Below are 14,348 nucleotides of genomic sequence, written 5' to 3'. Positions count from 1 at the left end.
GAGGCTAAAAATAACTGAAACGCCCCCTTTTAGGGGGCTGAATGAAAGCCACCTTCTTCAGAAGGTGGATTCTTTACATTGTAGGCTAAGTTACTATTATTACTGATTTTTGTTCAGGTTGTCGGCTAACTCAAGCAACATTCGTATTGGATTAAGGCTAACATTAAAATGCCACAATCACAGGCAACTTAAGTATTCGTGTTTAAATAGGTTGGCTTAACTCTATTTAGCTTGTGTGGGTTGCTTGGCTAATACCGCATTATAGCGCTCAAACGCATTCTCTAGGTCCGCAATCAAATCATCCACATTTTCAAGGCCAATGTGTAATCGTATTAGTGGTTTGCTGTTGTCCCAACCTGTCGCTGAACGAATTTTATCAATCCCAAAGTAGCCTAATATGAGACTTTCATAGCCTCCCCATGAAAACCCCATTTTGAAGTGTTGCATGTTCTCTACAAAGGCTGTGACGGCCGCTAAATTACCTTGTTTGAGTACGAAAGAAAATAATCCATTGCCGCCACTAAAATCACGTTTGAAAAACTCATGACCTGGGCAGGTTTCAAAAGCAGGATGTCGCAGATGGTCAACTTCGGCGCGCTGATCAAGCCAGTTTGCAACCGTTAATGCATTTTTTTCATGCTGAGCCAATCGTACGCCAAGCGTTCGTAAGCCTCTATTAGCCATATAAACATCGTCAGGCGAGGTGGTTTGCCCCATCAGATAGCTACGTTCGCGTAATGTTGGCCAGTGTTGCTCATTTGCTGTTGCGGTGCCAATCATGACATCAGAGTGACCAACTATATATTTAGTTGCTGCCTGTATTGAGATATCTACCCCCATTTCAAACGGGCGGCAATTGATTGGTGATGCCCAAGTGTTATCAAGCATTGTGATGATATCATGTTGTTTAGCGACCGCGCATATGCCAGGTACGTCTTGAATTTCCATGGTGATTGAACCTGGCGATTCTAAGAAGATAACCTTAGTGTTTGGCTGAATTAACTCTGCGATGTCTGCGCCGATGAGAGGATTATAATAAGTTGTTTCAACGCCATAGTCGGCCAACAGTTTGTCGCATAAATCACGAGTGGGTTCATAGACGTTGTCAACCATTAATAGGTGGTCGCCTTTCGCTAGAAATGACAGTAATGCACCGCTGATGGCTGCAGCACCAGATGGGTACAGTGATGTTCCAGCACCGCCTTCAAGCTCGCTGATGGCTTGTTGAAATGCAAAATGAGTGGGTGTGCCTCTTCGACCATAAAACAATTCACCGTCGGTTTTATGCTTAATGGCATGGCGCATGGCATCCATAGTGTCAAAAACTACAGTTGAAGCGCGATAAACAGGCGGATTAATCACACCTTTAGTGTATTTTTTGTCACGACCTGTACTCACTATTTTGGTAGCCAGTTTGTCTGAATCACTCATTAATATTCTCTCTTCTTGATTTTTAGCTATCTTAACATCTAGATGGCTAAATAAAAGGGGTGATAAGTTATTTTCAATTGATGCTCAACTCTCTAATGGAATTGATACCCTGATTTCAACACCGTTTATATGCTGTGTTTCTATGTTATTGGCGTTGATATGCCCATGATGAAAATCTGTGATCAATCTTGCAATGTACAAACCTAAGCCCAGGTGCGGTTTGCTATTAGCTTCTTGGCTACGCACTGAGACCATAGATTCAAAAATCTGATTGTGCATATTCTCTGGAAGTAAACAGCCTTGGTTTGTCACTTTAAGTACTGCCTGCTTATTAGATTGGCTCAGTGTCACTTCAATGGGAGTATCATCAAGGCTGAATTCCAACGCATTGTTGATGAGTTTATCCATTAGCTGAGCAATGTACTCAGGAACGCCATCACACAACATGGGTTTATCTTCAATTTGTACTTTAAACTGTTGTTTGGGGTAAGTCAGTTGATAACCTTGCATACAACCTGAAACCACTTTTTGTAATGAGAATTGGCCTCGTTCTGCTTGGGTCAAACTTGCTTCTAGTCGCGTGGCTTCACTAAGGTTATTTATAATAAGGTGTAATCGGTTAACCCCTTCTTGGGCACGATTAACGTACTTTTCAGTGTTGTCATCAAGGTTTTGTAGACTTAAGTGCTCCAATGAACTACGTACCACGGCTACCGGTGTGCGTAACTCATGTGATAACCGCGATGACATATTTTCTAGGTAATGGGTATATTGTCCTAATCGACTAACGATACTGGCAAAGCTACGAGATAAATCGCCAATTTCGTCACGATGTTTTGATGCCTCAATCTGTTGTTTAATACGTCCTTGGCTGTCAATAGCGAGTTCAGCTTGGTCGCGTAGACGTCTAATACGACTTGAAATACTCGAAGCGAAAATAAACAAGGCTAAAGTCCCCATACTCATAATGGTGAGAATGACATTAAATAGCTTTTCCAGTGCCTTATTACGAAGGGTTCTAATACCATGAGTGGTTTCTTCTGCAATCACCACGCCCATCACTTTGTCATCAATCCAAATGGGACTCGCAGCCGCTAATACGACGGCTTTGTTATCTGGGGTTAAGCGCCAAGTTGAACCATGCTTGCCAGATAGTGCGCGTTCAATATGGCTGCCACTGAGTTCAGTTGAGTCATGCAATGAGTCAATAAAATCCTGTGGTGGTCGGGTCAAAATTTTATAGTAAAGCGGTAATAAATACTGACTATGGAAATGTGACCATGTGGATTCTGGCGTTTCCAACAGCTCAGTACTTTTCCATGCACTACTTGAACGGCGAATATCCCCCGATTTAGCTAACACGCGGCCATGATTATCGACCACCCAAATGCGTGAGCTATTATGGCTCATACCTTTGATGATGTTTTCTATTTCAGGCGAAGGGACTAAAACAGTGCCCAATTCAGACACAGAGTTTGTAGCAGAGGTACCAATAATATTTACCAATTGGCGGTTATTGGGATCATCTACATTGTGTATTGCAAAACCAAGCTTACTGCCAACCATTTCAAGCGGCAGCCTGAACTCAATATTGTATCCACTTTCTGTTTGTTGCCAATGGCCCTGGATGCGGTTTTCTGGGACGACGGGCATACTTTGACTAGGATCTTGAGGCAGTTCGTAGGCGCTCAACCAACCCGGTTCGGTATTGGCAATGATGTAGCGTTTAAAATCCCCCTTTGGGGTTAATGTCGCCATCACTAAGTGATCATTTCTATCCACTCTGAGGCTATTTTTACCCCTATAAACGACCGCAGGGTCATTAACTTCAAAGAATCCATATAAATAGCCAGCATATTTACCCACCATATGAGTAAAACTAATATCCGTGGATAGATTCTCATCTTGTTGATAAATCAGGTGCTCACTATCATAGTGCAACATGCGGTGTTGATAGGATTGCCAGTCTTGTAACTTGCCATCTAATTGAATCGGCCCCATAAGCGGGTAGGCATATAGATCTCTGCCTTTTTCAACTTGGGTTAAAAAACTGGCTTGGTTATCAAATAACATTGGTCTTTCATGCAAAGCGGTAGCCAATGCCTGAGTGGTGCCTTCGAGGGTTTTTTCTTGACCATGGCGCAGGTATTTTTCCATCTCCCACACGTATTGGTAGCCTAGCCAAGGTAGGCATAGCAAGAATAACGAAAGGATGATGACTTTTGCCCTGAGGCCTAATGGTAAATACATAAATATTTCAAATTAATTAATATTTACAGGCTATCCCAACGGTAGCCCATGCCATAGACGGTATCGATACAATTGAACAGCCCATCAACGGCTAAGAATTTTTTACGGATGCGTTTTACATGGGAAGTAATGGTACTGTCATCCACATAAATTTTAGCTTCTTGCATTAAATCTTGACGACTGCGCACATGGCCTGGATGCTTTGCCATGGCATGAACCATCCAAAATTCCGTCACTGTTAGCTCAATAGGCTGCTCTAACCAACTCACTTGGATGCGATTGACATCAATCGTTAATGGGCCGCGTTGCAATAAGTTTTCTTCTGCTGGGCTTGAGCTAATTAACTCTGAACGACGAAACAATGCAGCAATACGGGCTAACAGGTGAGGAAAGCTGACATCTTTAGTGAGGTAATCATCAGCGCCTAATCTAAGTCCACATACAGTATCAAAATCACTGTCTCGTGCAGTTAAAAAAATGATGGGTAAACTGCTTGATAACCCTCTGAGAGCTTGGCATAAAGTAAAGCCACCATCAATTTCATCTTCTAAACCAATATCGATAATGGCTAAGTCGGGTAAACGCGCATTAAAGGCTAGCATCGCAGATGGGCGATTAGCATAGGCTTGTACGTTATATCCTTGCTGCTGCAACACATCTTTATAGTTTTCGCGTATCGCGACTTCATCTTCAACAATTGCAATTCGTTTCATTGTTACCTTCTTACCTCGGTCACAAAAGCGATTTAAATACTGACTTCCTTAAACGAAGCCAATAAGTGTGTGACTGTAATACTTCTATAGTGCTGACTATACAGGATTTACTTTGGCAAAAAAGTGGCTAAAGCAAATTGCCATATTGTTGCCACATTTGATCTCTGCATTGCCATTTTTGCTCCCCAAATCTGCCACTTGTGTCGTGTTTAATGAATGTCATCGAGTGATTCAACACTCCATTTAAAAAACATTAAACATAAAGGTGATGACCATGAAAAAAACCACAATCGCAATTGCACTGATCTCTGCACTGACTGTTAGCCAAGTTAGCTTCGCCAATGAAGCAGATAAATCACAAGATCTTGACCAAACAGAAGAGGTCGTCGGTTTTAGCTCAGGTTTAGTATTGGGCGCAGTTGTTGGCGGACCTGTTGGTGCGTTTATTGGCGCACTGACAGGTACATTTATTGGTAAGTCTGTCGCCAATGACAGTCAAATCGCTCAGCAACAGCAAGTTATCGATGAAAAAAACAACACTATCGTTGCTATGGAAAAACAAAACCAATCGCTCTCAGAAATGACCGAAGCATATAATCAGGCACAAATACAGCTAGCTCAAATACAAGCTACGCAGCAGCAAGTGTTAGATGAACTCGCGATAGGCATGAATGTACAGTTCAAAACCGGCTCATCAAATATTGAACCAATCTTTAAACAGCAACTCGATAATGTCGCTTACATGATGACCTTATCACCTGAACTCACGCTCGATTTAACCGGATATGCTGATAGACGTGGCGACACTACCTATAACCAAGCATTGTCTGAACAACGTTTGATTGAAGTGACCCAATATCTTACCGCGCAAGGCATCGATGCGCAGCGACTTCAAGGCCAAGCTTACGGTGCAACGGCGCCATTGCATGAAGAACAAAACTTTGAAAATGATTTCTTTGATCGTCGAGTGACGTTAAAGCTTGGCAAGCAACATCGTGAACTAGCAGCCAACTAGGGCCTACAGATCTTTCAAGATTATTTTTGTAGCAACTTGATGGAAATTGATACAAGGCAGTGACTTTGATGTGTGGTTACTCCACATGATAAGTCGTTAACGCAGTAGAAATGAAAACAAGTGCTGCCTGTAAGGTTCGTTTAAAAGCACGGAGCTCTTAGCTAAGAGTTCAGATTGTTGTGAGCACTGTAGTTAAAAATTACAGGTTTAGATGACTAAACGTCATCGCTTACGCCTCGATTAAAGTGCTTTTAATTCGAACAAATTCTAATCAGCAAAGAGCTACAGGCCCTATTGCCATTCCAATAAGTAGTGGCATGGTATGCCATGCTGCTAAGGAGAACCCATGCAAATAAGCAAACCGTTATGGACAACGTCATTGGGGCAACTATGTTGCCTGCTATTTATCATTATGGCTATGGGGTTACCCGCCATTGCAGCAAGTTCAGCAGGTGAAGATATTAATCCTGGCCTTTTCAATCATGGTCTGGTCAAGCTCACTGACGCTAATGCTTATCAAAATAACCCTTATCCTGATAGTGTCAATTCTAGTCATACTCAGATGCCTGAAATTATGCTGGCGTTAAAAACTGACGTTTCCATGCAAGTCACCGGTATCGTTAATCGTGTGACCGTTCGCCAAGCTTTCCATAATGACACTGAACACTGGGTCAATGGCCAATATGTATTTCCATTACCCGAAGATGCTGCGGTCGATAGCTTAAATATGGTGATAGGCCAGCGCACCATTGTGGGGGTTATCCAACCTAAACAGCAAGCACAGCAAACTTTTGAAAAAGCTAAGAAAGCAGGTAAGCAAGCCAGTTTGCTTAAACAACACAGGCCAAACATGTTTACCGCGGAAGTGGCTAATTTAGGCCCTAATCAAACCATGGAAGTGGTGTTCACTTATCAACAACCTATGGCTTTAAAAAACGATCACTACCGAATTCGCTTCCCAATGAGTATGACACCTAGATATTCACCTCGCTCGAAATACTTGGTAGATAACGAGGACAACTCTTTATTTAGCAAGATCCGTTATGCTTTTAGTCATGATAATAGCCAGCTCAGTTTCTTGAATGAAACACAGGAACTGAGTGGTAAAGTCAGCATAAACATCAAAATCCAGACTGGTAATGAAATAGTCGATATCTTAAGTGATAGCCATCAAATCACGAGCGAACAGCAACAAGATAACTGGAATATCACCCTTGCTGACGAGGCACTGCCTGACAGGGACTTTTTGCTAAGTTGGCGGCCATTGCTGGATGATTCAGTTCAGGCTTATATGTTCACACAAAAAGGGAAAACCCATGCTGCAAGTCAGCTTGTTGAACATTGGCAGTCAAATGAAAGCAATCAAGCTTCAAAAACAACCACCACAAAGAATATCGCACAAGATCAGTACCAGTTATTGATGATGTTGCCACCAAAAGCACTTAAAGAAACGCAGCACATACCGCGGGAGTTAGTGTTAGTGATTGATGTTTCTGGTTCAATGTCTGGTGCTTCCATTGTACAGGCTAAACAGTCATTGAAATTTGCCTTGGCAGGACTGAGAGTGGATGACAGGTTTAATATTATTGCGTTCAATCAGCGTCCGACGCTTATGTCTCCTCACGCTATCAGTGTTAATAGCCGCAACCTAGGACGTGGTCAGCGATTTATTGATGCATTAGCGGCAGATGGAGGCACAGAAATGGAACCTGCATTGCTCGCCGCGTTAGTTGATACGCTATCAACTGACAGTGCAGAGTATTTACGCCAAGTGGTGTTTGTAACTGATGGTGCGGTGTCGAACGAGCAGTTTTTATTTAACTTAATTGATACCCATCTTGCTGATAATCGCTTATTTACCATTGGTATAGGTTCGGCACCAAATAGTTATTTTATGCGAAAAGCTGCAATAGCAGGTAAGGGGAGTTTCCTCTACATCGCTAATGAAGCTGAAGTAGAACAAAAGGTTGCGCTTTTATTGGCAAAGCTTGAAAGCCCTGTTTTAACAGACTTAAAGCTAACTTACGCCGACGGTCGTGTCCCAGATTATTGGCCAGCAACAATTGCCGATTTGTATTTGAATGAGCCATTAACCGTCAGTATTAAATCTGCAGCTCATGAAGACGAAGCAATTGTCATCTCAGGTAATTTAAATGGTCGTTATTGGCAGCAGGTATTTGACCAAACACCCAGTGCGCTTCAAGCCGGTTTAGATATTTTATGGGCCAATGAATATGTCTCTGCGCTGTCGTTAAATAGAAATGCCGCCAATAGAAAACACATTGCTAAACAGATTGAAGCATTAGGTATCCAATACCACTTAGTCACTAACGAAACCAGTTTAGTCGCGGTAGATGTCACTCCTGTTAACCCGCTAGCGCATTTAAATCAGCCTGGATATGTCAATAATCTACTTCCCGCTGGATTTGTACCGAATCAACAAATGATGAAACAAATGCGCCTACCTAAAACCGCGACAGATAGCAGATTGTGGTTATTCATTGGTAGCTGTTTGCTAGTGCTGTGTTTACTCAATATTGGTTTATTACGCCAATATCCGTCTATCAATTTGCTTGGTAAATCCTCTAACTAAGCACTTCCAAAGCCACAAGTTAAAGGGGAAGTTAGTTTCTCTGTGCTATTGGCAAGACTATTAGCAAATAACTTGGCAAGACTATTAGCAAATAACTTGGCAAGACTATTAGCAAGGAACTTGGCAAATAGGTAGTTGGTATAGAGGTAACAGATATATAAATCGTGGCACGAAACTGGAGAACAAACATTTAGGAGCTAGGGTGATGAAAATCAGTAAAAAACTCGTTGTTGCGTTGGTAATTGCCCTATTGATGATGGCTAAAGGAGGCTATATGCAGGCTAAAGCACATTTTGCACAATACTTAATTGAACATGCATTTGATAAAACATTATTGGATCAACAACCACATAAACCCTGGTCTTGGGCAGATACTTATCCTGTCGCGAAAATGACCTTTTTACGGCATATTGATAATGGTAAGCCGAAAAGTATGTACGTGCTGGCTGGTTCATCTGGTAGAACATTGGCGTTTGGCCCAGGCATGATGATGTTAGGTGCTGACGTGACCGAACATGGTAATACCATCATCGCAGGTCATCGTGACACGCATTTTTCATTGCTTGAATTTGTGAGTGTGGGTGACATTATCGAATTAATTAACTACGAGGGTTATCAAATTCAATATGAGGTTGAGAAGGTTGAGATAGTACATGAATCAGATACACAAATTTTACAGCCAACACAGGAAAATATATTAACTTTGGTAACCTGTTATCCTTTTCAAGATCTGGCCAGTCAAACTGAATATCGCTATGTAATCCAAGCCAAAAGTATCGATATATCATACAGACTGCAACATTCCGCTTAACACTTGTTGTTATCAAAAAGCCACACAAATGCGTGGCTTTATATGCTTTCTAAAAAAGATCTAAATACTTAATTAGCCATTGGCATTACGCGGTTTCTGCCAAGACGTTTAGCTTCATACAATAGCTTATCTGCTGCTTCAATCACTGTTTCAACAGCTTCATCTGGTTTGGGCTGGTGGACACCAAAAGAGCAAGTGATGGAGTCAATCACTTGGCTACTTCGGCGGTCTTTGACACTGAGCTTTTCTATTGTACGTCTGATACTTTCGGCAAATTGCCTTGCCAGTCTCAGTTGGCTATTAGGCACAATTAGCGCAAACTCTTCACCACCAAAGCGATACAGCTTGATGCCATCACGGCAAGCTTCCTGAATACGTTTAGCAACGACTTTAAGTACCAAGTCGCCAAGTTGATGGCCAAAGGTATCATTAAATTTTTTGAAATGGTCTATATCAGCCAGTATTAAGCAATAATCATTGTTTTGCGTTGCGTGGGCTTGAATGTCCTCATCAAATGCGCGGCGATTGAGTACGTTTGTTAACGCATCAAACAGCATATCTTTTTCCGACTCGGCGAGGCGCTGCTTTAGTGATTCTATTTCAGCTTGTGATTTTAATAATTGCTCAGTAAAGCTGACCGTACTGGAACGGATTTGGCTAGAGTCCTTCACAATATTGCGAACAATGGCAATGATTTGCTCAAGGTTGAAGCCGCCGGATTCTATTTCAGATAGTTTACTAAAATCTTTATCAATATTTTGCTGAAAAACTTGGGTATCGAGATTGGTATCTTTAAGTGATTGAGATAATTCGACAACCATAGCATCTAAATTTTTACGCATGTCGCGAACATCAAGCTCAACGGGATCTGCAACATGTTTGCGATAAAGTAATTCACTGGTGACTGGAGAGCAGCTTTGGTTTTGAGCAATGGCACTATCTAAATCCTGATTGAGTTGAGGATTTTGCTCGCCTACGTAGGCATACCACAATGCGTAATTGGTAGGTGTGGTAGGAATATTATGCTTTAACATTAATGGCACGGCTTTTTTTAGGTTTGCCGCAGCGGTTTTAAGTAATGTATTAGACATACAGCCCTCTAAGTTCATGGTCAATGATGACTACTGTATTATGACTATAGCCTTTTTACGTAGACCTGAGTCAACGTTAGCGTAATTGACTCATAAAAAAAGCATCCTAAGATGCTCTTTTATATCAAATAAACTGATTAAAATTGGTACATAACTGCAAACATTGGACCTGTGAAACTGTAGTTCAAATTGTAATCAGCAATATGGAAATCAATCGACACAGCTGAGGCTGTCTGTTTATAGTCAACATCGACTTCGTAGTAATTATAGCCAAATGTCAGTGACCAATTTTCATTTATCATGGCATCAACAGAAGCACGTATATCAACCAATGAACCTTTCACATCATCATATTTTAATGCGAAGTATTGTGCATGTGCCGCAATTGTCCAGCCTGGTAAGAATTCATAAGAGCCAAATAAACCGATGTTCGGTAAAGGCGCTGTCGTATTGTTATCGACAACTCTTGGGTTTGCTGTCACATCTTGACAATGTCCTTGTTGTAGAATTGGAGTTGGGCTACAAATACCAATTTCACCTTCGAAAATTGTCTTGACGAACATGGTGTGTACACCAATCGATGCACCGAAATTGTAGTCATCACCAAGAAATAAGTCATAACCGTAACCAATGCGTAATATATCAATATCCAATGTGGTACTGATTTTTGCACCTGCTTCAACGATATATTCTTTGTCGTTATCGGGGTTAGTAAATATCCAGCTTTTTTCTACAAAAGGACTGTCAGCAGAGCGGTGAAGTGATTTCCAATCAGCATAGAGATGATGTCTTTCATTGAAATTCCACGCGAATTCAAAAAAAGGTAAGAAGTGTTTTTCTTCTAAAAATAGGTCATCTTCAAAATCAAGTGGAAATATACCGCCATCTCTAGGGTTGGTTACATTCATATATGAATCAGAGTTGGCATAAAATGCACCCACAATGAAAGTGAATGTATCTTCACTGGTTTCAATCTCAGACACTGCTTGCTGTGCAAAAACCATTGGGGTTAAGCACGATAAAGCTGCAGCAAATACAAAGGGTTTAAACATTGATAAATTGACCTATTTAATAATTTTTATAATTTCTTTTTACCAAAGTGCATCCTAAGTTGTAGATGTAGACCTGTTACCTTAGAAATAAGCATTAAGGATATTACCACTTTGTAAGGAAATGTGAAGAAAATGTACAAAAAACTTGTGTTAAATCAATTTTGTGGAAAAACACTTGAGTGAAAAGTGTCAAAATTTGTAAGTTATCTGGATAAGTTAGCTAAGTAGATAGTTATATTTGACGTTTTATGCTTTTTTGACGCTGATTTTTTGCATTGTAAAGATAATTAGGTGATGTGAGGTTTTAGTTAATCATTCACAAATGGTGTACTTTCAGAGCAAAGCTATAAGGTAAGTTCTTACCGCCTAAATCACTTGTACAGTGATTTAGACATGGGAATGATAGGAAATAGGTTTATTATGCAAGCATTTGGGGGAGTAAAATACTTGCCCAAGTGATACCTCCTAGGATTAAACTGACCATTACCGCTGCAGAACCTATGTCCTTTGCTCGGCCGCTAAGAGGATGAATTTCATCACTTATTCTATCGACAACAGCTTCGATAGCTGAATTAATCAGCTCAACGATCAACACGATAAACACTGTCATTGTCAGTAGCAATCGCTCTACAGTAGTAATTTCTATCAACCATGCAATAGGAAGTAACACGCAGGCGAGTAATAACTCTTGCCTAAAGGCCGCTTCGTTAACCCATGCTGCTTTCAACCCTTTAGCTGAAAACTTACTGGCGCGTAAAATTCGCTTTAATCCATAATTTGCTGGTTTCATAAAAGCTAACGTAATCCCTGTAAAATTGAGCAAATAGGCTAAAATTGCTGATGGCATTATGCCACTGTTTAAACAAGGACGACAACCAGCAAGGAGTGCATATGTTGATGTTTCGGATAGTCATTGTCAGCTTCATTTTACACCTAAGCCTTTTACCAGTAGCCATTGCGCAGCCTGTTTTAGAGAAACCTTCTAAGCAACATTTGTTACTTCAATTAGCCACGCAATATCAAACAATCGACAACGTAAATGACTTTTTAGTGAGTGAAAAACTCGATGGTATTAGAGGCGTATGGAATGGTCAGCAATTATTAACCAAAAACGGCAATGTGATTAATGCACCTAACTGGTTTATTGCACAGATGCCAGAAATAGCCGTTGAAGGGGAATTGTGGATTGGTCGAGGGAAATTTGAAGCGGTTGCGAGTGTTGTAGCCAAAACACAAGCAGCTGACATTGATTGGTTACCCGTTCGCTATATGTTATTTGATACTTACGCACTTGAAAATATGCCATTTGAACAGCGTTATCAAGCCCTACAACAAATGGTACAAGGCAAGACTCATATCAATGTCATTGAGCAAGTTGAGCTGAAAACTGTAGATGCCTTGTATTCAAAACTCAATGACACTGTTGCTAAGGGCGGTGAGGGCTTGATGCTTCATCATAAACTAGCCGTGTATACATCGGGTCGTAGCAAACATATTATGAAACTCAAGCCGAGATATGATGCTGAAGCAGAAGTTGTTGGTTACACCGAAGGCAAAGGTAAGTTTACTGGATTGGTCGGCGCGTTGATTGTCAAAATGCCAGATGGTCAACAATTTAAAATTGGCTCAGGGTTAAGCCTGCAAGATAGGCAATCGCCACCACAAATAGGCGCAATCATTACCTATCAATATTTAGGCTTAACTAAGAACGGTATCCCAAAATTTGCCTCGTTTAAGCGCATTAGGCCGCTAGAGTAACAAGGCATCAATATCGTCATCGGTGTTTTGATTGCTATATGATAACTCAAGACTTAGTATTTATTTGCGGTAAGTCATCAACTTAGGAGCCTCTTTTGAAATTATCTCACCCCGTGGATTCAGTACTATTTGTATGTATGGGCAATATTTGCCGTTCACCATCGGCTGAGGCAGTTTTTCGTGGGCTTGCAAATGAATATCAACTCAATATTGAAATTGATTCAGCAGGTACCATTGCTTATCACACGGGCAATAGCCCAGATCCACGCAGTGTAGCAGCAGGCGCAAAGCGTGGTTTAGATTTCAGTGGAATGCGCGCAAGACAAGTCAGCAAGCAAGATTTTGAATATTTTGATCTCATATTAGCTGCGGATAATGCCAATCTAAAAGACCTAAAAGCCATGTGTCCTAAGCACCTTCACTACAAATTAATGATGATTTTAGACTTCGGTGATCAAGTGACTAAGGAAGTGCCGGATCCTTATTATGGCGGTAAAGATGGGTTTGAGGTGGTACTGGATTTGTTAGAAAACAGTTTGTCCTCACTCGCTCAGGCAATTAAAGAACAAACGTAACCCTAAATAGGCCGGTCATTACAACAAAAAATGAAGTGAATTTCCGGCACATTTCAATTAATTAATCTTGCTAGTGTTAATGACGTTTGCCTGAGCGTTTAATTTTCTCTTGCTCTAATTTTTGCTGCTTTATGGCTTCTTTTTCGGCTAATATTCTTGCCACTTCTTTCTTTTCTACTTCCGCCATTTCTGGGGTTTCTAACGTCAGTAAACCAATCTTGCCTGAACGGAACTCATGCAGTAATAACTCTGACACTTTATGATAATCAATACGGCCACCAGGTCTTAATGCGCCACGCTTTCTACCAATGGCTTCAAGCAGTTCTATGTCGGTTTCTGGTAAAGAGTCGAGTTTATACCGCTCAGCAATGGCTTGTGGATAGGCTTGTAAGAAATACTCAGCAGCAAACATAGCCACATCATCATATTCCATAGCCGTATCTTTAATCGCCCCTGTCACAGCGAGTCTGTAACTGCTGGCTTCGTTATCCACTTTTGGCCATAAAATACCCGGTGTGTCAGATAATACTATGCCATTACGTAAATTAATTCGTTGCTGGTTTTTGGTGACAGCGGGTTCATTACCTGTTTTCGCAATCACGCGTCCTGCAAGCGTGTTAATAATGGTTGATTTCCCGACATTTGGGATCCCCATGATCATGGTGCGAATATCTTTTTCAGTAACATCACGATGTGGCACCAATTTACGGCAAATATCAGGGATCTTTTTTACCATGCCAGGTTGAAGCGTCGTAATAGCCGATGCTTTTACACCTTGCTCTTGCTCAAGGTATTCAATCCAACGTTGAGTGACTTCAGGATCTGCAAGATCAGATTTATTGAGCAGCTTAATACAAGGACGGTCTCCACGTAGTTTAGCGACCATTGGGTTTTCACTGCTATATGGAATACGCGCATCGAGTACTTCAATAACAAGATCAACTTGAGGCATCGCCTCTTCAATCTCTTTACGAGCTTTATGCATGTGTCCCGGATACCACTGAATTGCCATGATGTTGCCTATTACGCTGAAAACTGAAGCGCTATTCTACCTCGATA

General features: G+C 41.1%; 12 protein-coding genes. 5 read left to right on the top strand and 7 right to left on the bottom strand.

The features are described from left to right. Positions 1 to 222 precede the first annotated feature (222 nt). The 3 genes from ACHUGF_RS14200 to pdsR all read right to left on the bottom strand — a co-directional run bounded on the left by ACHUGF_RS14200 (position 223) and on the right by pdsR (position 4,394). Complete coding sequence (locus tag ACHUGF_RS14200) at positions 223 to 1,431, bottom strand: cystathionine beta-lyase (protein ID WP_394132172.1); 1,209 nt, start codon at positions 1,429 to 1,431, stop codon at positions 223 to 225. A gap of 84 nt (positions 1,432 to 1,515) precedes the next feature. After that, positions 1,516 to 3,681 carry a proteobacterial dedicated sortase system histidine kinase gene (pdsS, locus tag ACHUGF_RS14195; protein ID WP_394132170.1) on the bottom strand — a complete coding sequence of 722 codons (2,166 nt, stop codon included), beginning with the start codon at positions 3,679 to 3,681 and terminating at the stop codon, positions 1,516 to 1,518. 23 nt (positions 3,682 to 3,704) lie between these two features. After that, positions 3,705 to 4,394, bottom strand: coding sequence for a proteobacterial dedicated sortase system response regulator (gene pdsR / locus ACHUGF_RS14190; protein ID WP_394132168.1), 690 nt, complete (start codon positions 4,392 to 4,394; stop codon positions 3,705 to 3,707). Between the two features lie 274 nt (positions 4,395 to 4,668). On the opposite strand from pdsR, the gene pdsO reads away from it, so the two are divergent. The 3 genes from pdsO to ACHUGF_RS14175 all read left to right on the top strand — a co-directional run bounded on the left by pdsO (position 4,669) and on the right by ACHUGF_RS14175 (position 8,813). Then, entirely contained in the window at positions 4,669 to 5,409 is a 741-nt protein-coding gene (gene pdsO / locus ACHUGF_RS14185) for a sortase-associated OmpA-like protein PdsO (protein ID WP_394132166.1), read from the top strand. A 346-nt stretch (positions 5,410 to 5,755) separates the two neighbouring features. Beyond that, complete coding sequence (locus tag ACHUGF_RS14180) at positions 5,756 to 8,002, top strand: marine proteobacterial sortase target protein (RefSeq protein ID WP_394132164.1); 2,247 nt, start codon at positions 5,756 to 5,758, stop codon at positions 8,000 to 8,002. Between the two features lie 205 nt (positions 8,003 to 8,207). After that, complete coding sequence (locus ACHUGF_RS14175) at positions 8,208 to 8,813, top strand: class GN sortase (RefSeq protein WP_394132163.1); 606 nt, start codon at positions 8,208 to 8,210, stop codon at positions 8,811 to 8,813. Between the two features lie 68 nt (positions 8,814 to 8,881). On the opposite strand, the gene ACHUGF_RS14170 is transcribed toward ACHUGF_RS14175, so the two are convergent. The 3 genes from ACHUGF_RS14170 to ACHUGF_RS14160 form a co-directional block, all read right to left on the bottom strand. Next, a complete protein-coding gene (locus ACHUGF_RS14170) occupies positions 8,882 to 9,904 on the bottom strand; it encodes a GGDEF domain-containing protein (RefSeq protein ID WP_394132162.1) in 1,023 nt (340 codons plus the stop codon). A gap of 137 nt (positions 9,905 to 10,041) precedes the next feature. Further along, on the bottom strand, positions 10,042 to 10,956 hold the full coding sequence (locus tag ACHUGF_RS14165; protein ID WP_394132161.1) for a hypothetical protein: 915 nt from the start codon (positions 10,954 to 10,956) through the stop codon (positions 10,042 to 10,044). A 418-nt stretch (positions 10,957 to 11,374) separates the two neighbouring features. Further along, positions 11,375 to 11,746 (bottom strand): diacylglycerol kinase, encoded by a 372-nt coding sequence (locus ACHUGF_RS14160; protein WP_394132160.1) that lies wholly within the window; start codon positions 11,744 to 11,746, stop codon positions 11,375 to 11,377. 101 nt (positions 11,747 to 11,847) lie between these two features. Between ACHUGF_RS14160 and ACHUGF_RS14155 the strand changes: the two genes are divergently transcribed. Both ACHUGF_RS14155 and ACHUGF_RS14150 read left to right on the top strand, forming a co-directional pair. Continuing rightward, positions 11,848 to 12,714, top strand: a complete 867-nt coding sequence (locus ACHUGF_RS14155; RefSeq protein WP_394132159.1) for a DNA ligase — start codon at positions 11,848 to 11,850, stop codon at positions 12,712 to 12,714. A 95-nt stretch (positions 12,715 to 12,809) separates the two neighbouring features. After that, a complete protein-coding gene (locus ACHUGF_RS14150) occupies positions 12,810 to 13,289 on the top strand; it encodes a low molecular weight protein-tyrosine-phosphatase (protein ID WP_394132157.1) in 480 nt (159 codons plus the stop codon). A 76-nt stretch (positions 13,290 to 13,365) separates the two neighbouring features. Here ACHUGF_RS14150 and ylqF read toward each other — a convergent pair whose 3' ends face one another. Continuing rightward, the gene (gene ylqF / locus ACHUGF_RS14145; RefSeq protein WP_394132155.1) at positions 13,366 to 14,301 is read right to left on the bottom strand and encodes a ribosome biogenesis GTPase YlqF; all 936 of its coding nucleotides are present in this window, start codon (positions 14,299 to 14,301) and stop codon (positions 13,366 to 13,368) included. Between the last annotated feature and the right edge of the window lie 47 nt (positions 14,302 to 14,348).

The sequence above is a fragment of the Shewanella maritima genome, from assembly GCF_043643735.1.
In the GTDB taxonomy this organism is placed as follows: Bacteria; Pseudomonadota; Gammaproteobacteria; order Enterobacterales; family Shewanellaceae; genus Shewanella; species Shewanella maritima_A.
This window is presented reverse-complemented; position numbering and strand designations above follow the sequence as displayed.